General features: G+C 42.8%; 31 protein-coding genes. 11 read left to right on the plus strand and 20 right to left on the minus strand.

Going from position 1 to position 26,568, the window contains the following annotated elements; all coding sequences use genetic code 11:
- Window positions 1-40 precede the first annotated feature (40 nt).
- From DBR32_RS01270 to DBR32_RS01330, 14 genes are all read right to left on the minus strand, one after another.
- Entirely contained in the window at window positions 41-430 is a 390-nt protein-coding gene (locus tag DBR32_RS01270; RefSeq protein ID WP_124634473.1) for a DUF1398 domain-containing protein, read from the minus strand.
- A gap of 80 nt (window positions 431-510) precedes the next feature.
- Window positions 511-1,275 carry a hypothetical protein gene (locus DBR32_RS01275; protein ID WP_124634474.1) on the minus strand — a complete coding sequence of 255 codons (765 nt, stop codon included), beginning with the start codon at window positions 1,273-1,275 and terminating at the stop codon, window positions 511-513.
- Between the two features lie 10 nt (window positions 1,276-1,285).
- Complete coding sequence (locus tag DBR32_RS01280) at window positions 1,286-2,125, minus strand: metallophosphoesterase (protein WP_124634475.1); 840 nt, start codon at window positions 2,123-2,125, stop codon at window positions 1,286-1,288.
- A 202-nt stretch (window positions 2,126-2,327) separates the two neighbouring features.
- The gene (locus DBR32_RS01285) at window positions 2,328-3,425 is read right to left on the minus strand and encodes a hypothetical protein (RefSeq protein WP_124634476.1); all 1,098 of its coding nucleotides are present in this window, start codon (window positions 3,423-3,425) and stop codon (window positions 2,328-2,330) included.
- 98 nt (window positions 3,426-3,523) lie between these two features.
- Window positions 3,524-4,972 (minus strand): nicotinate phosphoribosyltransferase, encoded by a 1,449-nt coding sequence (locus tag DBR32_RS01290; RefSeq protein ID WP_124634477.1) that lies wholly within the window; start codon window positions 4,970-4,972, stop codon window positions 3,524-3,526.
- 87 nt (window positions 4,973-5,059) lie between these two features.
- Window positions 5,060-5,788, minus strand: a complete 729-nt coding sequence (locus tag DBR32_RS01295) for a metallophosphoesterase family protein (protein ID WP_124634478.1) — start codon at window positions 5,786-5,788, stop codon at window positions 5,060-5,062.
- Window positions 5,785-6,354 carry a 2OG-Fe(II) oxygenase gene (locus DBR32_RS01300; protein WP_124634479.1) on the minus strand — a complete coding sequence of 190 codons (570 nt, stop codon included), beginning with the start codon at window positions 6,352-6,354 and terminating at the stop codon, window positions 5,785-5,787. The genes DBR32_RS01295 and DBR32_RS01300 overlap by 4 nt, the downstream gene beginning before the upstream one ends.
- A 5-nt stretch (window positions 6,355-6,359) precedes the next feature.
- Window positions 6,360-6,902, minus strand: coding sequence for an RNA 2'-phosphotransferase (locus DBR32_RS01305; protein ID WP_124634480.1), 543 nt, complete (start codon window positions 6,900-6,902; stop codon window positions 6,360-6,362).
- Window positions 6,903-7,137: 235 nt separating this feature from the next.
- Window positions 7,138-7,281 (minus strand): hypothetical protein, encoded by a 144-nt coding sequence (locus DBR32_RS15515; protein ID WP_158605871.1) that lies wholly within the window; start codon window positions 7,279-7,281, stop codon window positions 7,138-7,140.
- Window positions 7,282-7,300: 19 nt separating this feature from the next.
- On the minus strand, window positions 7,301-7,843 hold the full coding sequence (locus DBR32_RS01310; protein WP_124634481.1) for an NADAR family protein: 543 nt from the start codon (window positions 7,841-7,843) through the stop codon (window positions 7,301-7,303).
- Window positions 7,844-8,026: 183 nt separating this feature from the next.
- Window positions 8,027-8,857, minus strand: a complete 831-nt coding sequence (gene prs, locus DBR32_RS01315) for a ribose-phosphate diphosphokinase (protein WP_124634482.1) — start codon at window positions 8,855-8,857, stop codon at window positions 8,027-8,029.
- 85 nt (window positions 8,858-8,942) lie between these two features.
- Window positions 8,943-9,626, minus strand: coding sequence for an NUDIX domain-containing protein (locus DBR32_RS01320; RefSeq protein WP_124634483.1), 684 nt, complete (start codon window positions 9,624-9,626; stop codon window positions 8,943-8,945).
- A gap of 88 nt (window positions 9,627-9,714) precedes the next feature.
- The gene (locus tag DBR32_RS01325; protein WP_124634484.1) at window positions 9,715-10,248 is read right to left on the minus strand and encodes a hypothetical protein; all 534 of its coding nucleotides are present in this window, start codon (window positions 10,246-10,248) and stop codon (window positions 9,715-9,717) included.
- 6 nt (window positions 10,249-10,254) lie between these two features.
- On the minus strand, window positions 10,255-10,773 hold the full coding sequence (locus tag DBR32_RS01330; protein WP_124634485.1) for a ribosomal protein L7/L12: 519 nt from the start codon (window positions 10,771-10,773) through the stop codon (window positions 10,255-10,257).
- A gap of 292 nt (window positions 10,774-11,065) precedes the next feature.
- Between DBR32_RS01330 and DBR32_RS01335 the strand changes: the two genes are divergently transcribed.
- From DBR32_RS01335 to DBR32_RS01365, 7 genes are all read left to right on the plus strand, one after another.
- Window positions 11,066-12,610: a CotH kinase family protein gene (locus tag DBR32_RS01335; protein ID WP_158605872.1), complete on the plus strand. Its 1,545-nt coding sequence runs from the start codon at window positions 11,066-11,068 to the stop codon at window positions 12,608-12,610.
- A gap of 32 nt (window positions 12,611-12,642) precedes the next feature.
- The gene (locus DBR32_RS01340; protein WP_124634487.1) at window positions 12,643-13,881 is read left to right on the plus strand and encodes a YCF48-related protein; all 1,239 of its coding nucleotides are present in this window, start codon (window positions 12,643-12,645) and stop codon (window positions 13,879-13,881) included.
- Window positions 13,882-13,929: 48 nt separating this feature from the next.
- Window positions 13,930-14,355: a thioredoxin fold domain-containing protein gene (locus DBR32_RS01345; RefSeq protein WP_124634488.1), complete on the plus strand. Its 426-nt coding sequence runs from the start codon at window positions 13,930-13,932 to the stop codon at window positions 14,353-14,355.
- Complete coding sequence (locus tag DBR32_RS01350; RefSeq protein WP_124634489.1) at window positions 14,356-15,300, plus strand: FAD:protein FMN transferase; 945 nt, start codon at window positions 14,356-14,358, stop codon at window positions 15,298-15,300. It abuts the gene before it with no gap.
- A 10-nt stretch (window positions 15,301-15,310) separates the two neighbouring features.
- Window positions 15,311-15,544 (plus strand): DUF4266 domain-containing protein, encoded by a 234-nt coding sequence (locus tag DBR32_RS01355; RefSeq protein ID WP_124634490.1) that lies wholly within the window; start codon window positions 15,311-15,313, stop codon window positions 15,542-15,544.
- Window positions 15,545-15,585: 41 nt separating this feature from the next.
- On the plus strand, window positions 15,586-17,034 hold the full coding sequence (locus tag DBR32_RS01360) for a DUF3570 domain-containing protein (RefSeq protein ID WP_124634491.1): 1,449 nt from the start codon (window positions 15,586-15,588) through the stop codon (window positions 17,032-17,034).
- A gap of 163 nt (window positions 17,035-17,197) precedes the next feature.
- Window positions 17,198-17,764 carry an outer membrane beta-barrel protein gene (locus DBR32_RS01365; RefSeq protein ID WP_158605873.1) on the plus strand — a complete coding sequence of 189 codons (567 nt, stop codon included), beginning with the start codon at window positions 17,198-17,200 and terminating at the stop codon, window positions 17,762-17,764.
- An 83-nt stretch (window positions 17,765-17,847) separates the two neighbouring features.
- On the opposite strand, the gene DBR32_RS01370 is transcribed toward DBR32_RS01365, so the two are convergent.
- The 6 genes from DBR32_RS01370 to DBR32_RS01395 form a co-directional block, all read right to left on the minus strand.
- A complete protein-coding gene (locus DBR32_RS01370) occupies window positions 17,848-19,035 on the minus strand; it encodes a lytic transglycosylase domain-containing protein (protein WP_124634493.1) in 1,188 nt (395 codons plus the stop codon).
- Window positions 19,036-19,282: 247 nt separating this feature from the next.
- A complete protein-coding gene (locus DBR32_RS01375; RefSeq protein WP_233559630.1) occupies window positions 19,283-19,510 on the minus strand; it encodes a twin-arginine translocase TatA/TatE family subunit in 228 nt (75 codons plus the stop codon).
- A 95-nt stretch (window positions 19,511-19,605) separates the two neighbouring features.
- Complete coding sequence (locus DBR32_RS01380; RefSeq protein WP_124634494.1) at window positions 19,606-20,832, minus strand: S-adenosylmethionine:tRNA ribosyltransferase-isomerase; 1,227 nt, start codon at window positions 20,830-20,832, stop codon at window positions 19,606-19,608.
- A gap of 3 nt (window positions 20,833-20,835) precedes the next feature.
- A complete protein-coding gene (locus tag DBR32_RS01385) occupies window positions 20,836-21,501 on the minus strand; it encodes an LUD domain-containing protein (protein ID WP_124634495.1) in 666 nt (221 codons plus the stop codon).
- An 86-nt stretch (window positions 21,502-21,587) separates the two neighbouring features.
- On the minus strand, window positions 21,588-22,487 hold the full coding sequence (gene xerD / locus DBR32_RS01390; RefSeq protein ID WP_124634496.1) for a site-specific tyrosine recombinase XerD: 900 nt from the start codon (window positions 22,485-22,487) through the stop codon (window positions 21,588-21,590).
- Window positions 22,488-22,940 carry a MarR family winged helix-turn-helix transcriptional regulator gene (locus DBR32_RS01395; RefSeq protein ID WP_158605874.1) on the minus strand — a complete coding sequence of 151 codons (453 nt, stop codon included), beginning with the start codon at window positions 22,938-22,940 and terminating at the stop codon, window positions 22,488-22,490.
- 91 nt (window positions 22,941-23,031) lie between these two features.
- Here DBR32_RS01395 and DBR32_RS01400 point away from each other — a divergent pair, with 91 nt between their 5' ends.
- Genes DBR32_RS01400 through DBR32_RS01415 form a run of 4 tightly spaced genes read left to right on the plus strand, consistent with a single transcriptional unit; the run spans window position 23,032 to window position 26,535 of the window.
- On the plus strand, window positions 23,032-23,973 hold the full coding sequence (locus DBR32_RS01400) for a YihY/virulence factor BrkB family protein (RefSeq protein ID WP_124634498.1): 942 nt from the start codon (window positions 23,032-23,034) through the stop codon (window positions 23,971-23,973).
- A gap of 34 nt (window positions 23,974-24,007) precedes the next feature.
- Window positions 24,008-24,988: a chorismate synthase gene (locus tag DBR32_RS01405; protein ID WP_124634499.1), complete on the plus strand. Its 981-nt coding sequence runs from the start codon at window positions 24,008-24,010 to the stop codon at window positions 24,986-24,988.
- A gap of 5 nt (window positions 24,989-24,993) precedes the next feature.
- Entirely contained in the window at window positions 24,994-25,959 is a 966-nt protein-coding gene (locus DBR32_RS01410) for a geranylgeranylglycerol-phosphate geranylgeranyltransferase (protein WP_124634500.1), read from the plus strand.
- A complete protein-coding gene (locus DBR32_RS01415) occupies window positions 25,960-26,535 on the plus strand; it encodes a nucleoside triphosphate pyrophosphatase (RefSeq protein ID WP_124634501.1) in 576 nt (191 codons plus the stop codon). It abuts the gene before it with no gap.
- Window positions 26,536-26,568 lie beyond the last annotated feature (33 nt).

The following is a 26,568-nucleotide window of genomic DNA, read 5'->3' on the forward strand; positions in this document are numbered from 1 at the left end:
TATTGCGGCCCTTCTTGTATATAAAACAAATTAAGAGTACTTAGCCGGGAATGGTCTCAACGAGTATTTCCCTACCCTGAAGGTCATAATAAATACAGGTCATGGCATCGAGCGATACTATCCATTTCTCAATGCCTGTCTCTGCGCAATGCCTGCAGAACGTATTGTAGTCTGTCTGTCCCTGCTGGTGCGTCTTAAGGTATTGTACAAATTGTTCTTTATTGCTTTCCGAGGCGATCGTCAGTGCCTCGTATTGGGGTGAAGAGGTTCGTTCAAAATGCGGGGCACCGTAATAACGGGTGTGGCTATCTGCTACAAAAGTTTCAAAGCCGATAACTCCCATAGCCTTAATTTCTTGAATGTAGCCGGGAAAATCAGCTCCGGAACGTACTTTTTCATGTGCTTTTTCAATAGCATCTATCGTAAACATATCATCTTATTTTTTTTATTTTCAATCAGGATTCAAATATAAAGATTATCCCTTTCTGAAGTAGATGCTTTTCTAACTTGTTACAGTCTTCGATAGTGGCTGTTGATACCAAATATTTTATAGGCAATACCGACATTAAACGCCGTATTGCCGGTACTCAGATAACTGTTTAATTTTTTATAATGAGCATGGTTGTATTCTACAGTGGCAAATAGCGCCAAAAAATGATTATCGCTCTCAACCCGGAAATACTTATTGATGGTTATGCCACTCACGAAACTGCTTAATTTACCCAGATTATGGCTCACTGTTCCCGGTTTGGAAGCATCGTAGTGTAAGGCAAGCGTTTCATTAAGCCCTAAAGCAATAAACGGTTCTACCGAAAAATTGCCCGGTATATTGAATCCATAGCCGACAAAATAATCAATATGGTTCATATTGACGGTAGTGTCTTTTTCCACAAGCCGGTCTCCGATAGTCATCGTTTGCCGATTAATCGTCGTTGCTGTTCTGAATTTCACCCCTATGTTCCAATGATTATATACAATTGCAGCACCACCACCGAGGCCTTCACTACGGGTTCCTAACCAGTTTTTGGTGCTGCCTTGATATTGCTGGTGCAGGTATCCTACCTCTAATCTCAGGCCCAAACGACCCACCTTACGACAGGAAACCACCTGGTACGGAACAAATGTGGTATCTCCCAAATGCTTTAAACTGTTTTGGTTATTGACTTCATAGGTATCCCTTCCGCAATAAGTTGTCCGGTCAATCATTTGTGCAAATACAATCGGGCTATTGAAGAGTAATAAAATAATCAGGAGTAAATTTCCAGGTCGCGTCATCTTATGGATTTTATGCTTTGCGTAAGGTAAACAGGGTAATTTCCGGCCGTACATTAAAGCGCACCTGAAAGGAATGGCCTAAGGCACGGTTAATGTATAAGGTTCGGCCGTCTTCCAGATCGATCAAACCGGCTGTATACTTTTTATTTTGCACCGGGATAACCGGCGGCGGTAAAAAAGGAGGCTTACATTGCCCACCATGAGTATGCCCGGCAAGAATCCAACCTTGATAGCCATTCCAGATTTGTTCATCACAGGCATCCGGATTATGACACAGTACAATGGTTGCCTTTTGGGCATCGTATGCGGGCATTACCCGTTCCGGATGAAAACAAGGACTCCAATAGTCATCCAGTCCAATGATTGTAAGCCCATGCAGTAAAACTTGCTGGTTACGTAACAAAAGCATACCACTTTGCCGGAGTACATCGGAGACGCGATCCGCTACCGGAAGCTCTTTCCAGGCACGGCCATAATCATGATTACCCAAAATACCTACAGTACCCAAAGTACCGGTAACGATATGTTGCATTACGGTTTCCAATTGCTCCAGTTGTGTTTCATTTTCCCAACTCACAAAATCACCCGTATACACTGCAAAGTCCGGTTTATAGGCTTGTGCCGCTTTAAAGGAATCGATAATATACTGCCAGTCGAAGCGATTACCAATATGCATATCACTGATCTGCATTAATGTTTTTCCAATCAGCTGTTCCGGCAGGTTTTTTACCGGCATTTTTACATGAACAAACTCCATCCATTTGGGTTCGATTTGCCAGGCGTATAATCCGGTGAGCATAGTCACGCCTGCCAGGCCCAAAGCACCTTTAATAAATTTTCTTCTCTGCATGAATGCTTTTCTGTTGCTTAAAAAACGAATGAACCTTACTGTTTGGTATAAAGGTTAGCACCCTCTTCTCTTTATGTTTTTTATTACTCAATACGCCCGGAAGACAGGGAAATGCGAGCACCTCATTTTGTCATTCCAACCTAAGGAGGAATCAGTATAATGCGCTGAAGTCCTTACTGCACTTCCAAAAGACAAAAGGAAACTATTCCACACTTATGCGCATACTATTTGTAATTTCCACAGGCCTACCGTTAAGCTTTCCCGGCCGCCACAACGGCAAACGAGCCAGACGTTCTTTATACATGGGCATCAACACTTGGTTGAATTGTCCTTCTATATTAATCAGTTCAGTTCCACCTTCCCTCGTAATTTTATAAACTATGTTATAGGTCCCGTTCAGGTCATATTGCAAATTGTAGACCACATCGCGCAGCACGGAACGTATTTCCGTCACAAAAGCATCATATCCTTTAGGAAACTCTGGCCCCTGTTCTACAGAACGAAAGACCTCAACAGGCGGTGGCAACAGACCGAAGCCTTCGCCCGATTCTTTTAATAAAGTAGCATAGGAGGCATGTTGCTGCTTTTTAAGCAGGCTGCCTTTTTCTGAATAAAACGACCAGGTAAGGCAGGGCTTATCACGGTAATAGTAGCAAAGGCTCTTTATACGGCCATTAGCATGGTACATCTTTGTACAGTGGATCGTCAGCTTTTTGATCAACGTATCAAAAGAAAAGGCCTCGAGTGTTCCGCTCTGTGTGTATATCTTTAATGTAGAATCGCCGCGGTTGTTGAATGTGGTATAAGTGTGTACCGGACCATCTTTCAGATAATAATCTATACGTACCGAATCAGTGCCGCCTATGGCGTAGTACAGCTTGCTACCGTTTTGTGTATTTTGGCGCAGGTACACTTTATCGCTGGAATACATAAAGGAATAATAATATCTTTGTTTCCGGCTTGGCCCCGATAGGTCAATGCTATCTGTATACACTATATCCTGTTCCATGTATTTCATGACTTCGCTGCTTACTTTACCTCCTCTTCTGCAGGTAAAGGCAGTATTTACCTTGCCGGAAACAATGACAGAATCTTCTTGCTGTTCGCGATGTAGCAGCAATAGTGTATAGCCCTGATAATCGTCCCAGGCAACGGAAAGCTCACGACTGCCTCTGTAGGTAATTTTCTTATCCCGGCGTGCATCTTTAACGTGCGGTGCGGCTGATGCTTTTGCATAGCCTGTCGCTCCCATAACCAACAGGAAACAACAATATAAGGAATAAACAATCAGGGCTTTCATGTAGTATCTAATTTTCACAAACAAAGTCGGGGGTACTTTTCATGGTGCCCACACAATATTAAAAATACAATATTTAGCGCATTAAAAAAGTCTTTCTGTTATCGCAGCCTACTCCTGATCTCAGAAAGACTTTGATCAATCAGTAGCTTCCCATCCCGGAATACTTCTTTAAGTGCTCCTTTTTGTTCCTCCTCCCAGCTTACCTGATCGGTTAGGGTATAACTACCCTCTTTAAGGGAAATGTTCATTAAACCCTTGGCCGATTTTTTGGTACCATCATCGGTTATCGGATCCTTATAGATAGCTCTTCCTTCCCCGTTTACCTCGCCATACGTCGCTTTCATCGCAAAACCGAAGGTATCCCTCGTATTGTACTGATAAGTAAAAGAGCCAATACCCAAAACAATATTGGTAGACGCAAAACCTTTAGTTTTAAGCCTTGCACAAATCTGCTCCGCTCTTTCCAGGGTAATACTGTCGCCATAAATGGCACCGATCTGCGGGATCAGCTCTTTGTATCCCTTCTCATTAATGCTCCCTCCGAATACATCCCATAATAATTCGATAACCCCTTTTCTCTCTACTGCAGTTGCCGCTTCGGGATCGCCGCAAATAATGGCTACCGGATCGCCACTGTCCGGGCGGATCACTACCTTTCCGTCCCGTTCTGTAATTTCTTTCTTTAAACGGGGGAGATAATCGGTCAGCACTTTCCAGAGATCCCAGGTATCGGATACAATTGAAACAATTCCTTTTGGGTAAACCGCAGTGATCAGTCTCCGGAACGTTGCTAACTCCCCTTCTGTCGTACCCATACACATCACAGAATGCTCTGTTGCGGCTACTGAACCACCGATCAGCTCCCGTTCTGCATCTGCATTGTAATAGGTCTCCAGGAAGTCTATGGCAGGGATGGTATCGGTTCCGGTAAAACTCAGCAAATGACCGGCCGCAGAGGTTGTGGCGGCTTCTATACCTGCCATTCCCCTCATGGAGAAGTCATGTGCCTGCCAATCTACGAAGCCCGGTGCAGAAGCGGTTTCTACCGCATAGCGATCCAGTATTTTCCGGTATTGCAGGGCGATTGTCGCAGAGGTACAGGGCAACCATATGACTGCAGAAAGCAGGGTTTCAAAATAATTGGTGAGCCAGAAAAACTCCGGGCGCGTATTGTACATCGTAAACATCGGCACCCTCAGCGGCACTTTTGCACCTTCCGGCAAGGCTTTAAACACCATCGGGATATAACCAAGGTCATGCAAGGCAGCAATGTGCGCTGTACCTACCTGATTTTCGCCCAAATAGCAATTAATACGTCTTGCATAGGCTGCCACTACCTCCTCTTTGGGTTGTTTAAAGAAAAAAGTATCAAAATCCTGGATAATATATTTTTTGATAAAATACTGCAGCCCGAAAAAAATGATCTCTTCAATTCCATCCATTCTGCTTTTGCGCGGGGTCCAGTTGGAGTAAACCAAGCTGGTTCCTTCGGGATATTGTCTTCTGTGATCTGCTTTGTAGCCGTCTGTAAGGAGTAAAGGATTCATAAGATTTCTATTTTGCGTAAATTATACACAAATATACATTTATTATTGTAGCGTGTATAATTTTATGGATATTTTAAAAGATTTATTTTAGCTCCGGCCTTTTTCCTGAGGATATAATTCCGGTAAGGGATCACTTTGCCAAAACGTTTTTGTATCGATATCCATTATACTCAGTCTACCGGTAAAACCAGCGCCGGTATCGATATTCCATACATTACAGCCATTCATCGGAGTGCCTTGTTTATAATTCAAAGTCGGCGTATGGCCAATATAAATCTCCTTAAACAAGAGCAGTCTTTTCAGGTATAGCGCTGAATGCTGCTCTATACGATTATCCATTGTCAACGCCAGTTCCCAAAGCGTCCTGTCCCAATTATACATGGAATGATGAAATTCCTGATCGGGCCCGTGCATTGAGGTAAAGCCGGCATGAATGAACAACCTGTTCTGCACATCTACATAATAATTACGCAGGCGTTCATAAAAATCAATATGGGTGATAAGCGCTTGTTCCGGTACCTGTTTATAGCTGTTGATTGTTGCTACACCTCCATGTCTCAGCCAGTTATCTGTGGCTTTACCTTCTGCCAGCCAATTGTACGCATAGACATCATGATTTCCTTTGATAAAAATGCATTTGTATTGTGATTCCAGTAACATCAGGAAATCAATAACCCCTGCCGATTCACTCCAGCCGTCCACATAATCACCCAAAAAAATCAGGGTGTCTTTAGTAGTTACTCCGGCACGTTCCAGCACTTGTTGTAAGGCTTTTAATCCTCCGTGAATATCTCCTATAACTAATGTCCTGTTCATATATGTTCGCATTCATTAGGAAACAGGTACAGCACATCGGTTCTTAATACATATTTACAACCCGATGAAACCATACTTCCTTGGTGTTTTAAAGGATGAAGAAAGACAAGGGCCTGGCCGGTTACCGGCGCAATCTCAGTACCGTCTTCGAATATAGTAGCGCCGCCTTCAAAACCTTCATTCAGGTAAATCAAGAAGGTTAAACAACTACGCTCCCGCTCATTTCGCTTAAAGCTGCCGTCCCGGTGCTGTTTAAATCGCTGCCTCTCGCTGTATTTATAAAACCGGAACATCTCATTAAAACCCCTGGCCATGCCACCGTTTATAGATGCAGGGATAAATGCTTTGGCTTTTTCCCAGAGCTTTGCCGCCAGCCCAGGGTCATCATACATAATACGCTCGTTATTTCGTATCCCGGTGAACTTCCGTTGAACGCCATTCCCAAAATCCACCTCAGCTTCTTTAAAGCCGATCATTTCCGCTTTCCTGATGAGCGCAGCACAGTCGGCTTCATCCAGGAAATGCCGGATTACAAACAGGTCATCACTATAAGGATACTTCTCCATAATACTTATTTTAGAATATACTGGATCGCGACATAATCAGTGAGCCAAACGCCATTCTCTGAAAGATAAAAGACGACACCGTCTTCCTGCATTTTTTGCGCACAAATCGTCAATACCTCCGGACTGCCATGTCTTGACCCGACAGCAAGGGCAGTAGCGCGATCTACACTTAAATGTACATGATGCCGGCTTCTCTTCTCAATGCCCTGTTCCCGGATAGCCGATACCGATTTGGAGCCGGTACCATGATAGAGGTATTCCGGTGGATCCTGTGCTTGTAAGCCAATATCAATACTAATAGAATGCCCTTGGCTGGCTCTGATTCGGGTATGATCTTCATTAAAAGCAAATCGTTTTTTCTCATTTGTTGCTACGATGTCTTCAAGATCTTCCATCGTAAACTGCAAAAATGCATGTGTATTCTTCTGCATCAGTTCGGCTACCGCTACCCAACCATTTTCATCCAGTTCCAAACCTATCGTTTCGGGATGATGCCGGAGCAGATAACTCAGGTATTTACTTACTGATTTTTTATGTTTATCGTTCATTATATTTTAATTGAGTATCCGCTTTTCGGAAACAAGGACTTAATTATTATTTTGGTTACTATTTATAGCTGTTGCTACCTTTTGCCTTGATGCAAAAGGTACCGCCAAAAAATCAAGGCTCTATAAATCATTGGCTAAAAATCATTGTGTCGGTCGGTAGCAAACCAAACTAGCTGCGCTCAGACAGTGGTTTGCGCCTTTAGCGACCGAGCCAACGATTTTCTTAAGGCCGGATTTATAAGGCCGGTCTTAAGCGATCTGTTCTGTACCGATTGTTTATTGTTTTCATCACAGCAATCGCCTTGATGAAAACAGGCATTTTTCGTCCTTTTGTTGCCATAAAAGGACGAACAAAATAGTGGCCTATTGCGGATTTCATAATATTTTTAAAGGCGTTTTCATTGTTGTTGTATTTTATCCCGCACTTCCATTAGTGCAAATCCCAAAAGATTCAATCCGCGCCACTGTTTCGGCTGCAGTATTTCGGGATGGTCTTCTGCCATACCAATGCCCCAGATGGCATCTACAGGACTGGCCTCTACCAGCACCCGGTCTTTGGTATTGCACAGAAATTCCTTTAAGGCTGCATGTTGGCTGAACTTGTGATAATTGCCATGCACCACAATCTCATAACGATGTGCCAGCCATATCGCCTCATCATAATTTTTCACTTCCCTTCCTAATTTTTTTGCTTCGGCAGGCGTTTTCGCTGCCAGTACTGCTAGCGCTATGGCTTCATCCCCAAACAACAGCGCTTTCTGCTCCATCATCCAATGCTCCGCTGTGGCGTAGTTTTTCCCATCTACCGTAAAGGTTGCAGGCCACCATTGACTAAAACAGCTTTTGGTAATGATTCCGTCTTTAGCCGGTCGGTGTCCCCAGAAGTACAAATACTGCTGCGCTTGTCCTGCCTGCATCAATTGCTCTATTGTATATTTCATGCTCTGTTATTTTATTTTTTTTAAACTTAATATCGTTACGCAAAAGACATTTCACTTCCTTAAGGACCTCATCGCCTCAATGGCACGCGAATAATGCAAGGGCAGCAATCCCCTAAAGTGCGATTACATAAGGATCTCCAAGCCCGCCTCCACTTAATGGGTTTAAAAAAGCGGCATTTTTCATTAGTCTAATGTTATTTTTTCCACCATAACTTCCTGCTCTTCCCAATCCCGGATAGAATTGGTCGTGTATATTCGTTCAAACCACTGGTTCAGACCATCAAATCCTTTACTGAAAATGCCATGACTAACCGCTACGTATAACGATCCCGCATTCTTTTGTTTCAGGGCTTCCGCCAAACCGATAAAGGTTCCACCCCCATCACAGATATCATCTACCAACAAGCAAGTCTTACCGGCAAGGTCATCAGCATATACACTAAAAGATTTTAGTTTCCCTGTAGCCACATCCCGTACTTTACTACATTCAATAACGGGTACTCCTCCCAAAGCTTCTGCGACTTTGTATATTTTTTTAAGCGCCCCCCCATCAGGTGAAATCAGTACGAGATCCCCACCAATGGCAGCGGCTACATTCCGGATAAATTTGTGGTTGGTCATTACAGTCACGCGATTCAGCAAAGCCGGAGTGACCTCGGAATGCGGATCATAAACCCATACCTGATGCAAACCAAGACTATTGATGATATCGGCATTTACTTTTACCGACAAAGGTTCTCCGGGCACCATCACGCGATCCTGCCGGGCAGCCGGAAAATATGGGATAAATAAACTGATCTGCGCTACGCCTAAACGACGCAACGCATCTACCGCCAGGCAGAGCAGGCCTATATCCTGGAAGGTATTAAAACGGTGGGTAATGATAACCGGTTCGCTTATGTCAAAATCAGCTTGTATGCGGATATGTGGCTCGCCACCCGAAAAGATGAATGATTCAAAAGCAATAGGTGTACCGGCAACCGGGCTGAAATTTCTATCTAAGTTAAGGATCATGACGTTTTTATTTTGCGTAATTATAACGCAAAGTTATTTATAAAAACGAAATCACCAAAAAATATTTGTGTATTTTTTACACTAACTAAATTTCAAAGTGGAAACCTTCTTTAATAAGGGTCTTATATTTCTGGCGGTTAAAGCGAAAAGAGCGTGCAGGGCGGCCCGCAGGCTGTGCAATGGTTTTACCGGTTTCTTCCAACAAACCGAAGCTAAGGAATTTTTTACGAAAGTTTCTGCGGTCTATCTCTTTTTCCAATATGGCACAATAGAGATTTTCCAGGTCGGAGAAGATAAATTCTTTAGGTAGAAGATCAAAACCGATCGGTTGGTATTTCAGTTTGCTTTTAAGCCTTTCACAGGCGAGTTTCAATATTTTACTATGGTCATAAGCAAGCTGTGGCACATTATTAATCGGAAACCATTCTGCTGCGGCGGCATCAGTATCGGCAACCAGCTGTAGTTTCGTAGAATTGACGAGGGAAAAATAGGCCACCGAGATGACCCTGAAGCGCGGGTCACGATCGATATCATCGCCAAAAGTATAGAGCTGCTCCAGATAATTGACTTTGATTCCGGTTTCTTCAAGCAATTCCCGGTGTACGGCATCTTGCAAGGGCTCTCCGTTTTTAACAAAGCCCCCTACTAAAGCCCAGGAGTCTTTTAGTCGTCCGTATTTCTGCTGCACCAGCAGTACATGCAGTTCGTTTTGTTTGTACCCGAACACTATTGCATCTACCGCAATCTTTATATCCTGAATCAGTTCCATATCTTAATCTAAGCGTAATTATTACGCAAAGTTAAAAAATGTTTCTTATATGACCCTACCGGATATCCTTTCGGGTATCTGTAGCGGCTCAGGAGTGACTACGGACATAGGTCAGGGCTTCATAACTACTTTTGAATATCCGTTTCTCCTGTCTGCTTTTCACAAATCGGGCCGATCCGGTAATAGCATCGATCATTTTTCTCAGTACCTCCGAATTATTCAGTGGTTTAAAATGCCCTAGCAGCCGGTCTTGCTGATCCCATAATTCCAGCACATTCAGCTGGCGCACATTCAAAGTAATTTTCCAAACCGCATCATACCGGATCACCTGGGTTTCTTTACGGTGCTTTGTTATGGACAGGCTATCCCCATCCAGGCGTACCGTGATCTTGGGATAGATCAAGCGGATGAGCAAGAAGGCCGGCACCAACAGCACTACAGCGCCGAGTAAACCAATACCGAAATTGCTGCCAAAATTATGGACAAAAGCGGCCAGCCGGTCAAAGCCTCCCATGGCCATCGCCAGCAGGGAAATGGCCACGACGAGGTACACAACCGTAAAAACCAGGCCCCTGAAGGGTTTGATCTGCAAAAATGTGTAGGTTTCCTGTGGTATCATCATCTGTTTTTATTTTACAAAAAAGAAATAGGCGAAAAGCAGTAGGATAAGGATCATCACCAGATAACGCGGCCAAACCGACCTCTTGGGACCCTGCGCTAACAGGAGCCTGTCAATATCGGTTGTCTCCGCATCGGAGACCTGCCTGCTATATGCCGCCTCATAGCTTTGCAGCATTTTATGATCCCCCATCAACCGCCTGACATCAGGCCATTCCGGGCTATCGGGATTGACAATTTTCACTTGTCCTTCCGTGTTGGTATAGGTTATAACGGTTTTACCTTTATTGGATTGCATCTTTACAGACTCAGACGATCGTTGCCGATAGGAGGCTGTATGATCTGTACTTCCGTTTTGTGTGAGCTGATCTACAAAATCCTTCGCTTCTTTAAGGCCCATACCGGTCGATTCGATCAGCATCTTAATGGCTTCAATTTTTCTATCTTCTTCCAGAAGACGAATAAATGCGTCTAATTTGATACCCTTTTCTTCAAGGGCTTTATACTTTTCTTGTTCGGATTGCAGCATAGATTTTATGTATAATTTTCCGGTTAAGGGTCAATCCGATATGTCTCATTCAGAGCAGACCGAACACGATTTACTTATGGCAAAGTATATCCACACTTCAAAGGATACACTTTTACTGCCTCAAATATACAAGGTAATTTCAAGATAATGATTTGACGCAAAGGCAAGCTCAATACCCATAAACTTCAAGAGTCATATAAGAATGTCACGAATACGTAAAAGTATTGTCATATATGGTTTACGACAGAAAAATGACAATACTCTCTTATACATTTGCGCACAAAATCATAAGATGAATTTTTATTCATACAAGCATTATATCATCCTTTTTTCGATCCTGGCATTCTTTTTCCCAAAGAAATCGGTACAGGCGCAATCGATCTTTGAGGCAACAAAACTACATGAAATTCATATCGCTATCCCTACCGCACAATGGTTCGATACCCTTCAGCAATATTATGATGAAGGACTGAATGGCAGCGATAAAAAAGTGCTTCCGGCCCGTATTGTTATTGACGGGCATAAACTGGCTCATGATATAGCGATAAGGTTTAAAGGGCAATATTCTAATTACGGATTTCCGGGAAAGAAAAAGCCCTTCCGTTTACATTTTGGCAAGTTCAATAGCGACCAGGATTATGAAGGCATCAAAAAAATAAACTTACACAATTTAGCAGGGGATCCGTCTTTTTTGAGGGAGTTTGTGGCTTATGATTTTTTAAACACAATTGGCCTTCCGGCTTCCCGTACGGCGTTTACCCGTTTGTATATCAACAATACTTATTTTGGCTGCTACCTTATTGTGGAGGAACCTGAGGATAAAGTATTTCTAAACCGTCATTTTCAGAACGACAAGGGCAATCTTTTTGATGCTAAAGACAATACAGAATTAAAATGGGTTAACAATCAGGCAGCGTCTTATCCGGAATTGGGTTTGCAAACTAAAGAAAAAAACGATTCATGGGATGCCCTGATTCACTGGCTGGACCTGTTCAACAATTACCATGCTTTTGATTTCCAGCAACAGTTTTCGGCATCCTTCCATACCAGTTCTTATTTAAAAACTTTATCGGCCGATGTACTCATGGATAATTGGGACTCCTATGCCGCCAACAGCCGGAATTTCTTTTTATATGATAATTCTCCTAACCATCAGATACACTGGATTCCATGGGATTATAACCTGTCTTTCTGGTATAAAAACCTATCCCCTTTTCCAAAAAAAAGCGATGGCAGCTACAGGCCGCTGATCGCCAGGATTGTCAATACCCCTTATCTCAAAAACGCTTATTTCAAAACCCTTTGTCAACTGCTTGATCAGGACGCAGCCGTATATCCTATCGCAGCCAAAACAACTGCTGCATTCAATTTGATCAAAGAAGCAGTCATCGCAGACAGCTTTAAGTTTTACAGCAATGATGACTTTTTCCGCAACCGGGACAATGAAGTAATAGTAAAAATGCTTCGCAGTAATGTATTAAAGGAGGTAGCCCTTCCCGGAGTTGTACCCTATTTTGAACAAAGAAGGTTAAGGCTCCGCAAAGAATTATTGCAATACGGTTGTGATTGCGATCAGATAAACAAAAAGAAGGGCACCTCCTATACGCAAGTCTATCCCAATCCGGTAACATCGGTGCTGCATATATATACAGAAGATCCGATCACATCAATAGACATTTCAATATACAATGCAATAGGGCTTACAATGCGCCATACAAGCCTTGTCTTAAGCCAGGGAAAAGGAACGGTAGATATACAGACATTACCCGCAGGCATCTATTTCATAACCCTGCATACCGATACCGCGCCTGAAACAATTCGATTTATAAAACAATAATATTTTACCCTTTTAAACACAACACGAACGATATGATCCGTAAATGTACTTTTCTATCCTTATGCCTGCTCACACCGGCTATGCTTTTTGCTCAATGGACCAAACTTACAGCACCAACTTCTGAAGACCTGAATGCCGTATACTTTGCGACAGAACAAATCGGATGGACCGCAGGTGAGGATGGTAAATTATTTAAAACGACCAATGGAGGCAATTCCTGGACAACACTTAACGCCGGCACTTCAAAAGAGCTCAATACCTTGTTTTTCCTGGACGAAAACACGGGTTGGTTTGCCGGTAAGGAAGGCATTATCAAGAAAACAACTAATGGCGGCAGCACTTGGACAAGTCAGGTTTCCGGAACCTCTCACACCCTTACCAGCCTGCATTTCTATGATGCACAAAATGGCGTGGCCGTAGGGGAAGACAACCTTATCCTAACCACAACAAATGGCGGCAGTACCTGGGTACTCCGTTCCGGCGGTAACCACTCTGGAAGTGATGATGACGAAATGCATTACAATAAAGTCCAGATGTTGAGCGCTACGAAAATATATGTCTGCGGAGACGATGGAGCCTTTGCTCTGTCTACAAACGGCGGCAGCACCTGGACCACCCAAAACCCGGGAACAAGCCAGGATATAGAAGGTATGCACTTTGTATCGGATAATACCGGTTATATCTGTTATAGTTCCGGAGGCGTAAAGAAGACCAATGGTACCGGAACCTTTACCAATAGTACCACCTCTTCTTCCCAGGATTTCAAAGCCATCTATTTTGTAAGTGCCAGCAAAGGTTGGGTTGTCGGAAAAAGCGGCAGGATCTTATATACCGAAAACAGCGGCGGATCCTGGACTTCTCAAAGTATCCAAAACGTAAGTACGGAGCTTAAATCGCTTCATTTCCCTTCTGCAACAACGGGATATGCTGTGGGCAAAGATGGTACGGTTTTGAAATCTAATGGTAATGGCGGTGGCGGTAACACCACGGCCATAGTGCCGGTTAGCCAAAACAGTTTAAAAGGTGTCGCGATTTTCCCGAACCCGGTTCAGCATCAGCTCACGATCACACTGGAGGAACAAGCACTAAAACACCATCTTCCGATAAGCATCCACATCACCGATATCAGCGGAAGAACAATCTATACCGGCCAGGCGAGTGCGGCAAATCCAGAGATTCTGATTAATACCAGTAATTGGCAAACAGGTATCTTTCTGGTAAAAGTTTTTAACGGAATGCAGTCTTCCACCTTAAGTGTAACCAAACAATAAATGAACTTATTTCCGTATTCGTTTGTTACTTTACAAAAATAGAAAAAGATGAAATCCCTTTTATTAAGCCTGCTCTTGCTTGCCGGCACGATCAATAAAGACAATGATTATTTAGCGCAATTTCAGAGTGAAGCGCAGGAAAAAAACCAGAATATAGCGGTTTACTTTTCCGGCTCTGACTGGTGTAGCAATTGCCATTATTTCAAGAATAAAATACTAAATCAGGAAGCCGTCAAGGCAACACTTGATCAAAAGTATATCTTCTATATTGCTGATTTCCCGCAAAGAAAAAAACTACCGGAAGCAGAACGAAAAACAAATGAAGCACTGGCTGAAAAGCTTAATCCGGAAGGCGTTTTTCCTTTATTGGTGATCGTGGATAAGACGTTTACGGTAAAGACCAAAATTTATAAAGGCAATACACTCGAGAAAGTGGTCGAAAGCCTGAAAACCTTTGAAACGCCGGAACCCTAAATGAAATTACAAGCATACCACAAGAGTATTGCCTCCATGACTTCTCACCTGGATGTTACAATCGTTTATGAAGCCGGCAAAGAGGCCGTGGTGGAACAATTAATGGAGGCTGCATATGCAGAAGCCAATCGGTTGATCAATATTATTTCTGCCTGGCAGGAAGGTACTGAACTGTATGCAGTCAATCAGCAAGCGGGTATACAAGCGGTAAAAGTATGTGATGAACTGTTCTACCTGATTAAGCGAAGCCTTAAAATTTCGGAATGGACCAAGGGGCTTTTTGACATCACCTTCGCCTCTATTGATAAAGTATGGTTCTTTGACAAGCCGATGAATGCTTTGCCCACTAAAGAGGCGGTAGCGGCTTCCGTCCGGCATATCGACTATCGTTTTATCGAACTCAACGAAGCGGACAAAACGATTTTTATCCGAAACAAGGGTACGAAAATAGAATTGGGCGCTATCGGGAAAGGTTTTATCGCCAATAAGATGAAAAGCAGATTACAAGCGCTGGGGATACACAATGGCATGGTTAATGCCGGGGGCGACCTGACGGCCTGGGGGAAAAGTGAATCGGGAGAGACCTGGCGCATTTCGATTGCGGACCCGGAGCAAAAAAGAGATTTTATTGCCTGGCTACCCATACAAGATTCGGGTATTGCCACTTCAGGAAGCTATGAAAGATACGCTTTGATTGAGGGCAAAAAATATTCGCATATCATTCACCCAAAAACGGGCATGCCGGTAAAAGGCCTGCTCAGCGTTACGGTTATCAGTCCCGATATTGAACTGTGCGACGCCCTGGCAACTGCCCTCTTTTTATTAGGTATTGAAGAAGGCCTGGCTTTTATAAACCAATTCAACGACCTGCAATGCTTTATTGTCGATGAGCAACAGGTATATCATTATTCAGACAATCTCAAACAAGTTTATTTCAACGCATAAAATCACTTTCATGCATCACCATATTCCCCTTTGGATCAAAGGGATATTATTACTCACTGCTTTTGCTTTATGCAACAGCGCCTGCAGTAGCGTAAAACCATACCAGCAACAGCATTTAAAAGACCACTATATGCAATCTAATGCCCTCCCGATCGAAAAAATGGAAAGTGAAGCCGATGGCTACAGAGAAGGCATGACGGGGGGCACGGACGGAAAATCCGGTGGCGGCTGCGGTTGCAATTAAATTTCATTCACTAAACATCAGGCTCTTTTATAAAAATATTTATGGGAATTATTATTACATTTTTACTCTTATGTTGCGTCTTTTTTACCGTTGGACAATCGTCTGCACTTGCTGCAGCCCAACCGGAAGAGGAAGATAAAAACAGGCCAACGGTAAGTTTGCTCACCAACTATTACGATCAGGACGGAGATCATGGTGCGGTAAATGGTGGTATCGGGTCTCAAAAATTAGAAAGTTTTACACAGGAGGCACATATATACCTTCCGGCGCAGGACCGTCCGGCAAGCTTAAAACTCAGTGCCGGCATCGATCATTTCACCTCTGCCTCTTTACGATTAATCGATAAGTATAAAACATCGGCCAGTGCTGCACTCGGAGATGTAAGCGGTAAAGAAACCCGCGTGTTCGGCAGCCTGGGTTATGAATATGAAAACAAAAAAGCAAAAACAATTTCCTCTTTAGGCTTTGGGTATTCCCAGGAATACGACGTACGCTCACTTAGCCTGAACCTGGGTTGGAGTAAGGAAATGCCGGCTGCTAACTTATTATACCAATTTGGACTCAGTGCATTAGCTGATCGCTGGCTGGTGATCTATCCGGGAGAATTCAGAAATCAAACAATGGGCTATGCTAATAGTAATGGCGGAAGCAATGGAAGTGGCGGAAGCGGTAACGGCAGTGGTGGCGGAAGTGGAAGTGGCGGCAGCGGAGGGAGTAATGGTAGTGGGGGCGGAAGCCATGGGCAAAGCGGTGCCAGCGTAGATACAACTCAGGTTCCCGTCGGCTATGCGACGCCTATTGACATAGCCAATAGTCCTACTGCTACAAAAAACGGGAAAACATATCCCATCGACTGGCGTTATTCCGTCAATATGACCCATAAACTTAACTATGTACTTCATCCCAGAGTAAATGGTGCCGTAGGCCTGGATTTTACTTTTCAATCAGGTTTACTCTCTACCCCATTTTACCGGGTTTATTTTAATGACGGGGTGCTCAATGAACTGGATAAAGAAGTCCGTATTGAGCGGCTTCCTCGTGTACGATACCGGGCGGCGATATACAACCGGTTAAATTATCAACTAACAGATGTGGTTGGCATCCGCACTATGCTGCGGTATTATAGGGACAATTGGGGTATCCAGGGCTATACTGCTAATATCGAGCTACCGATTAAGATCGGAACCGCCTTTTCGATCAATCCCTTTTATCGGATATCCGTTCAAAAAGGCAGCCGTTATTTTGCTGCTTATGGCGCGCAGGTATATCGTCCAGGCAGTTATTATACCAGCGATTATGACCTCTCTTCATTTACATTTCATAAAATAGGTGCTGCAATAAGAGTCGCTCCTTTAAATGGCATTTTTGGCACCAGCAACCGGGAATATTTCACCGGAATTGCGTCCATTGGCTTGCGCTATGCCTATTCCAGCAGAACAGATGGCTTTAAAGCGCATTCTGTTTCGATAGAACTGAATATCAAACTATAAACGGAACAAAACGACGCGAAAGGGTGCTTTTCCTATCACCAATCAGGAAAAGCACCCTTTTGTTATTAGGAAATTATTATGAAAATAGAGGTCATTTCCGCACCTATTTGTATTGATGTTGTCGATTGATGTTGTAGATTTGCAGCGAATAAACATCATAATTATGAAAAGAATAGTTTTATCAATGACAGCCTTAGCGCTTGTATTAAGCGGATCGGTAAATGCTAACGCACAAAAAAAAGGCGGTTTCTATAGCCAGCCGTACAAAACCAGGAATAGTGGATCTTTCAACAAAAGTACCAGCTTGCTATCTATTGGTATCGGAGTACCCGATAATTATGGCAATTACAAGGTCTCCTTACCTCCTGTTTATGTAAAATATGAACATGGCATTACGGATGAAATCGGTATCGGCCTTTTAGGTGGCTTAGGCATGAGCAACTACAAATCTGGCGGAAACAGGTATAACTACTTAGAAACCACAATAGGTGCTTTAGGTTATTATCACTTTAATAAATTAATCCCGGTTTCTAAATTGGATGTATATCTGGGTGCGGGTATTGGTCTGAACATCAGAGATGATAATTATAGCAACTACAATAATACTAGTGTTATTGGCTTAGGTAAAGCTGGTGCAAGATATTATTTCAATCCTAAGTTCTCTGTTTATGCAGAAGCGGGATATGACAATTTAAGCGTATTGAATGCCGGTATTACCTTAAGATTCTAAGAAAATCTCCTTATACAGGTTAATAAAAAAGACAATGCCCGCATCAGCGGGCATTGTCTTTTTTATGCTTTATTTACAACAGGCTAGAAAGTATTCAAATCTACTTTTTGTCTTTCTATATAGTCTTTTTTCTCTAAGAAGACATCCAGTTTATCTTTCGGGATTCTCAAGTTAAAATTCACTTTTTCACCGGCATTAAAATCATCTACAAAACTGTAGAAGTCATAATTCCATCTGCCCAACAATCTTCTGTCTACCTGCAATACAGAGGCCAATACATCCATATCAATAGGTTTTTTGATTTCTACGATAGACATCGTTTTCAACTCAGCTTCCGAAAAGCGCAAGAGCAATGGATTCTTAGGTTTTTCAGGAACGGCTTCTACTGCTCCTCCCGGTTTGTCTGTACCGACATTAAGCCATTTCCAGTTAAAGTTATCCGGAAGGCTACCACCGATATAATTATCCATACGTTCCATAACCGTTGCTGTAGCAATAAATGCCATAACATGGTTTTGTGTCTCTGCAGGTAAGTATTTTTTAATCGCAAAAAAATCGGATTTACCTGTTTTTTTGATTGCATTGATAACGGGTCTGGGACCGCTGTTATAAGCCGCAACCACCAACAACCAATCCTGCAACTGATCATAAAGATAGTTTACATATTTGGCAGCGGCATTGGTTGATTTGCCCCAATCCCTGCGTTCATCTACTTTGCCATTCACCACCAGTCCCATAAACTGACCGGTTGTGGGCATAAACTGCCATGGGCCTACGGCACCTACAGGAGATTCGGCATTATTATTAAAGGCCGATTCAATCACACACAGGTATTTAAGTTCCAGCGGTACTTCCCTGCGGTCAAATGTTCTGTCAATAATTTTAAAGTAACGATTACTCCTTTGTTTAATCGTATTAAAGTGTTTGATATTGGATTGATAATAATTCTTTACATAATTCAGTACGTACTCGTTATTCTTTCCAAAATAGGCCATCTCACCGGCGATCGGAACATATTGATCTCCTTTCTCTTTACGGCTGCGCTCTGTTAGTTTATGAGCGGTAGCCGCAACCGGCGTTGTTGTGATTTTTGCACCAGAGGGGGTAACTGTTGCAGGTAAAGCCGTTTTCTCCAATGGTTTTGGAGCGGCAGTCTTCATGGGTATTGCATTTTCAGCAATGGGTTTATTGTCTTCTTTTACCTTTTTCTGTGCAAAAGTTACACTTGGCACGTACATCATCACCGCACAAAAAATCTTTTTCCAAGGCATTTTACTGTTTTTTGAGGTTAAAAAATTACAATTTCAGTAAGTCTATTGTTCTCTAGTATAAACCAACCTAAAATGTGAACCATAATTAGAATGGAAACTGCGGCTTTTGTTTAATGCAGTCCTCCAAACGCTAATACAATAATAGCAAATATTTTGTGAAAAAAGTAATAAAAACTTAAAATCGAATAAACCTTTCCTTAACAGAAGATCTATTCGATTCCAGTAAAATAATGTTTTGCGAAGTACCTTATTTGGTTTGATTGCTATTCGGCGTTTCGTTAATACCGCTTTCAATCTCTTTCTTCACTCCTTCTTTAGCGTCATTGAATTCTCTAATCCCTTTACCAATGCCTTTGGCCAACTCAGGGATTTTTTTGCCACCGAACAATATTACGACAACCAATACAATCCACAACCATTCTCCACCACTTGGCATAGATATTAATAAGGCCGGATTAAATGAAGATATTACCATCTCGCTTGAATTTTAATATGAATTAATACGGCAAAATTAAGTGATAAATTATTCAAAAAAGCAAACTTTAACAAAAAATGTATATGCCGCTTTGCCTAGCTTGTTTTCCACAACAAACTACTGTCCCCATAGCTCAAAAACCTAAAATCATGATCCAAGGCATGGTCGTATACCTTCTGCCAATCGCCGCCGATTAAAGCAGAAACGAGTAACAATAAGGTACTTTCCGGCTGATGAAAATTGGTAACCAAGGCATCTACGAGCTTAAATTGATAGCCCGGCGCAATAATAATCTGTGTCTTGGTCACCAGGCGATCCAATCCCTGATCTGATAAGTATTGCATTAATATGTGCAAGGCTTCTGTCGCACTAAGGCTAGTATTGGTTTCATAAGGCACCCATTGAGACACGGCAATATCCTGTCCCAATACAGGGCGGCCTTCCTGAAGCTGCACCCCTATCCAATAGAGGCTTTCCAGCGTTCTGCAGGAGGTTGTCCCTACGGCAACCAAGGGCTTGCCGGTTTGTATTTGTAGTATTAATCCTTTTATAAAAGCAAGGGAAACATCAATCCATTCGGCATGCATTTCATGCCCCTCCATGGTGTCGCTTTTTACCGGTTTAAACGTACCGGCACCCACATGTAAGGTCACAAAACCTGTGGCGATACTCTTTGCTGCTAATTGATCCAAAATTGCTTCTGTAAAATGGAGTGCGGCTGTCGGCGCGGCCACGCTGCCTTCTTCTTTAGCAAAAATCGTTTGATAGCTGGTTTCATCTTCCTGTTCTGCTTCCCTGTTCAGGTAAGGTGGCAAGGGCACTTTTCCGGCCAAATGTAATATCTCTGCAAAACTGAGTTCCGGCATATTCCAAAAAATCCGAAGGGTGTAAGAACCCGTATTTTTATGGATGAGTGCCGCATGAACGGTAAGGGTCTCATTAACTTCTAATAATAAAATCTGCCCCTCTTTCCACTTTCCGGCACCTCCTAAAAAACAGGTCCAGTAGACTTCCCCTTTTTCAGTCATTGCGGTCTGCACATCCGCATAGCGGCCGTCCGGTTCCAGGCAAAAGACCTCAATCTTACCTCCCGTAGGCTTTTGAAATGGCAAGCGTGCATGGACAACTTTGGTCTGGTTAAAAACCATCATGCTCTGCGCCGGAAGGTGTTCTGCCAACCGGCCAAAATGATCTTCCGTAATGGTATGGTCTTTATAAATAAGGAGCTTTGAGGTATCTCTTTGTGCCAAAGGATATTTGGCGATTCGGGCATCGGGCAGATTGTAACGATAAGCCGCGATGCTAAGCGCTTTAGGATGCATGCATTATTGATTGATGAAAAAACAATATACTTCTTTAGGGCCATGGACTCCGGTGACTAGTGTTTTTTCGATATCTGCGGTACGGCTCGGGCCGGTATTTAAATTGATCATGGAAGGCATATTATGCACCCCATATTTATTCTGCATCATTTTCAATGCAATGTCCACATCATCTACAATATTATGAGCATAAACAATAGCAATATGCACCGGGAAATAAATGGGGGCCGTTCTGCCGAAATGCTGCTTACTACTGAATAATAAGCTGCCCGTACGGGCAATGGCCGCTTCACATTCGGTGATACAGGCATCTGCCTGTCCATTTCTAAGGTTAAAATCCCTGATAAAATTCAACTGTTTATGTACCAATAAGGTAAAAATATGTGCCGGGGCGCAAACAACTTCTTTCCATTGTTTGGCCAAAGCCAATTCCTGCAATTGTACACTGAAATCATCCTCATCATTACAGAAAATAAAGTTTCCACCCGATTTAGAAAACTCGTAAGCAAAATTTTCTTCTGCAGTCGCCTGCTCCATCGGAACATACACATTAACCGGGGCTACCTGATCCAATTCCGGGAAAGGTTTACGCACACTTTCTTCCTGTAAGGCAGCGCGTACCCTTTTCAGGATATTTTCCTTTGCCTTTGATGTTTTAAATACCGCCATGAATGTTACTAATTTGTATAATCTGTACTTCCCAAAAGGGAATAAGAGGACAAAATTACTATTTAATCCTTTTATGAACTTTGATTTTAGAACCTGGGATGAAATTTTTGCAAGGTTTGTTGTAAAAAATTCCGGTCCAGATGGGTATAGATCTCAGTGGTCGTAATGCTTTCATGCCCCAACATTTCCTGCACCGCCCTTAGGTCGGCGCCGTTTTCCACAAGATGGGTCGCAAAACTATGCCGGAGTGTATGTGGATAAATATTTTTAGCGATCCCTGCCGCAAGGGCTATCTTTTTAATGATCAGATAGATCATAACCCTGCTTAGGCCTTTGCCCTGCTTATTCAGAAACAATATATCTTCCTGGCCCTTTATAATTTTTCCTTGCTGACGAATGGTCTCTTTATAAATAAGTATATATTTGGCAGCCTCATCCCCGATCGGAATCAGGCGTTCTTTATTTCCCTTTCCGATCACCCTGATAAAGCCAACATCGAGATATAGATCAGAGATCTTCACCGCTATCAATTCAGACACCCTTAGTCCACAGCTATACATCGTTTCGAGGATTGCACGATTGCGTTGCCCGTCAAAGGTACTATGGTCAATATGCGAGAACAAGAGATTGATTTCTTCCAGACTGAGCACATCCGGTAATTTTCGTTGGATCTTTGGTGTTTCTAAAAAAGTAGTTGGATTTTGGCTGATGACTTGCTCCAGCACTAAATAATTAAAGAAGGATTTGAGTCCGGATACAATCCTTGCTTGTGAAGAAGCCGCCATCTCTACCTCATTGATCGACTCCAGGAAAGAAATAAAGTGATGCAGTTCTATAGCCTCAAACCTTATACCCGCATACTGTTGGTCTAAAAAAAGCAAGAACATGTTGCTATCATGCAGATAAGCTTCTACAGAATTTTCTGACAAAGATTTCTCCAGTTGCAGATATGATTTGTATCCTTTTACATAGTCTCCGCTTGGCATTTAGGTTCTCATTTTATCCATTAGGTCAGATAGCATCTCCGCTTCCTGCTCGGTCAGGTTTTTAGACATCATCTCCCGCTCTTTTTCCAACACTTTTGGTGTCATCGCGGCAAGTAAGGCCTTCCCTTTTTCCGAAATGGTAATGTAGATCACCCTTTTGTCGGTACTGCTTATTTTTTTATCAATATAATGCTTATCCAGCAACTTGTCAATAATACGCGTCACGTTAGATGCTTTAAAAAGCATCCGCTGCTGTACAGCCGCAACCGTCAATGCATTGGCGCTGCCATTCAAAATCCTGAGTACATTATACTGAGCACTTGTTACCCCATGTGCTTTAAACACCGGGGTAATCATTTTTTCTACCCAAATACCCGAAAATATTGTATTCAGGCAGACCTTATGATAATTATCCTTTATTTTTTGTGTCTTTAACACATCCTCTAGCCTCATAGTTTTGGCGGCTGGCCATATTTTAATAAACATTAAGATATACCCGGCAAAATTATTACATTTTGGCATTAATAACATAATTTTACTTTTAATGAGCAGAAAAGCTACAGCTACCCTGAAAAAATATTGGCGTATACTCCTCAATGCAGGCATTGGCTTTGCTGATGACCGGGCCAGCAAACTTAGTGCAGCCTTAGCCTACAATACCATTTTCTCATTACCGCCTATGCTCTTGCTGATCATTATCATCGGGGGTACATTTTACGGGCAACAGGCATTGGAAGGCAAGCTTTTTGCCGAATTGCAACATTATATCGGCTCTTCGACTGCTTTTCAGATACAGGAAGTGATGTCTAAAATTAACTTTCAGAAAAACAGCGGCATCGCCACCGTCATCAGTATTATTGTACTGTTAATCGGCGCTACCGGTATTTTTGTGGAAATCCAAGACTCGCTCAACCTGATATGGGGCGTGCGGGCCAAAGCAAAAAAGGGATTTATCAAATTATTAATCAGCCGGGCGGTTTCCTTTACCATGATTATTGGCCTTGGGTTTCTCTTACTGGTCTCTCTGGTCCTTAATGCCGTGCTTTTAGGATTTAGCCATTTCATCATAACCAAATTACCCTTTATTCCTGTAGAGCTGGTCAGCTCTGTTAATACGACATTTGTATTCCTCATCCTGACCTTTCTGTTTATGGTGATCTTTAAAATGTTACCGGATGTGAAGATCCGATGGCTGCAGGTATTACCGGGCGCGATTGTGACCACGCTATTGTTCTTTTTAGGAAAATATTTAATCGGATTATATATCAGCAGCAGTACTGTAGCCAGTCTTTATGGTGCCGCAGGCTCAATTATTATCTTACTTTTATGGATCTATTATTCTGCTTTAATCCTTTATTTCGGAGCCGAGTTTACCCGCGCCTTTGTGGAAGAAGGCGGAGAAAAGATCAAACCTACGGCCTATGCAGAGTATAGCGACCGTTTACTGCTAAAAGCACACTTGGAAGAAGAACGCAAGGAAGCATAAAGAGACCATCTACTATTAATTTCAATCGATTATCATGAATAGTTTCAATACTATTTTCAACATACAGATTTTTGGTGCCTCTCACGGGCCGGTGGTAGGCATTACGCTTGACCATGTTCCTGCAGGCATTCCTTTAGAGACCGCAGATTTCTTACCAGACCTGGAACGGCGTAAGGGAGGCCAAAAAGGAGGCACGCCAAGGGTGGAAGCCGATATACCCCAAATTGTTTCCGGTCATTTTAACGGATATACAACGGGGGCACCACTGACCATCCTGTTTGAAAACCAGAACATCCGTTCCGAAGATTATCAAAAACAAAGGGCTTTTTTCCGTCCGGGACATGCCGATTTTGTCGCTCAGGAAAAATTTAAAGGATTTGAAGATTTTAGAGGAGGAGGGCATTTCAGCGCACGCCTGACTACAGGCATTGTCGCGGCGGGAGTCATCGCAAAAAAAATATTACCGCAGATTACGATTGAGGCGTTGGTAACGGAAGTAGGTGGAGAAAAGGATATTGAAAAAGGGTTACAAAAAGCAATTACGGCCAAAGACAGTGCCGGCGGCCTGATCTCCTGCACGATTCAACATGTGCCGATTGGCTGGGGGGAACCGTTCTGGGATAGTGTCGAAAGCAGAATGGCCCAGGCCATGTTTTCCATTCCGGCGGTAAAAGGCGTGGAATTCGGTGCCGGCTTTGCCGCAGCCAGGATGTTTGGTACGGAACATAATGATGTATATATCGGCGCGCAGGGTCGCACGGCCACTAATCATGCCGGTGGTGTGATCGGCGGCATTACCAATGGTAATGATATTGTCTTTCGCATTGCGCTCAAACCAACGGCCTCCACCCCAAAAGAACAACAATCGTACAACCGGGAGACCGGACAAGTAGCTCCTTACTCCGTTAAAGGAAGACATGACCTTTGCGTAGCGCTAAGGGCTCCGGTTATTGTAGAAGCCATGGCTGCATTGGTACTAGTAGATTTAATGATGTTACATAAAGCAAGAAATTAAGTATAATGACCTTTTCAGAGCTATCCAAACTTGTTCGCCTTTCTAACCTGACCATCGTATTTGCCACACAAATGCTCATTTGGTTTTGCCTGATCAGGCCCCTACCCCAATTGACAGAAGGCACTCTTTTTTTAGACTGGCCCAATGCCTTGCTGCTGAGCTTGTCTACCGTCCTCATTGCCGCAGGGGGATATATTATCAATGATTATTTTGATGTAAAGATTGATGCCATTAACCGACCGGAAAAGTCACTGATCGGCAAAGATATCAACCCTAAGTTTGCGATTTTATTGCACAATTTCTGCAATGTAGCAGGCTTGATTATTGCCGCGATTCTGGCCTATCAGTTAAAGAGTATTGTGGCCTTCTCCATTCCCTTTATATCGACCATACTCTTATGGTTTTATTCCACCCATTTCAAAAGGCAATATATAAGCGGAAATGTGGTCGTGGCCTTGCTCACAGCTATGTCTATCGGCATTTTTATTCCTTATGAGCCCCTAAGTCAGCAATACCTCAGCCATCCATTCCTTTATAACAGCAATCAGGAAACGGTGGTTAATCCGGTATGGATTTTATTTGTCTATTGCTTTTTTGCCTTTAGCCTTACCTGGATCAGGGAAATCATCAAAGACCTGGAAGATTTTAAAGGAGATGCGGAAGATGGCTGTGTCACGATGCCTATTAAAATCGGCCTGCGCAAGACCATCCGTTTTATTAAATTACTAACCATCGTATCGGTCATCCTACTGGCACTTGCCGCGGGCTACCTGATGTCGCATCACTGGAGGATACTGGGCATATATATTATTGTGGCGCTCATCATTCCGATCGGGTATCTTTTTATCAAGATTGGTCAGTCTATGACCCAAACCCATTTTGCCCGATACAGCAAATACCTGAAAGTATTGATGCTCTTAGGGATCTCCACCTTAATCTTATTTTATTTTTTACAATTTTACTGTTCATAAATGTCTATCATCCTTGCTTCGGCCTCTCCCAGAAGAAAACAATTATTAGAAGATGCCCGTCTTAGCTTCGACATTATCGTAGCCGATACGAAGGAGCTCTATCCTGAAGATTTGGCAATAGCACAGGTGCCGGAGTATATTGCCAGGGAAAAAGCACTGGCAGTATGGGCGCAATTATCTGCTGCGCAAAAAAAGGAAGAACCTATTATTATTGCCGCAGATACCGTTGTTGTGTTAGACCAGGAAATTATTGGCAAACCGAAAGATGCAGCAGATGCCCAACATATTTTACAGAAATTATCAGGCAGAACACATCAGGTCATTACGGGCGTATACCTGATCAAAGGTACCGCATACAAAAGTTTTTCCAGTACTACAGAGGTTACCTTCAATCCCCTGAATTCTGCACAAATTGATTATTATATCAAGCATTATAAGCCTTTTGACAAGGCAGGAGCTTATGCCATACAGGAATGGATCGGCCTGGTCGGTGTCGCTCATATTTCTGGCGACATTTACAATGTGATTGGCCTCCCGGTCAATAAAGTGTTACAAGCACTGGAAGTCTGGGAATAAAATCACTTTCACCTTTGCTATTTTACTTATTTT

Source organism: Taibaiella sp. KBW10, from assembly GCF_003852495.1.
Classification (GTDB): domain Bacteria; phylum Bacteroidota; class Bacteroidia; order Chitinophagales; family Chitinophagaceae; genus Edaphocola.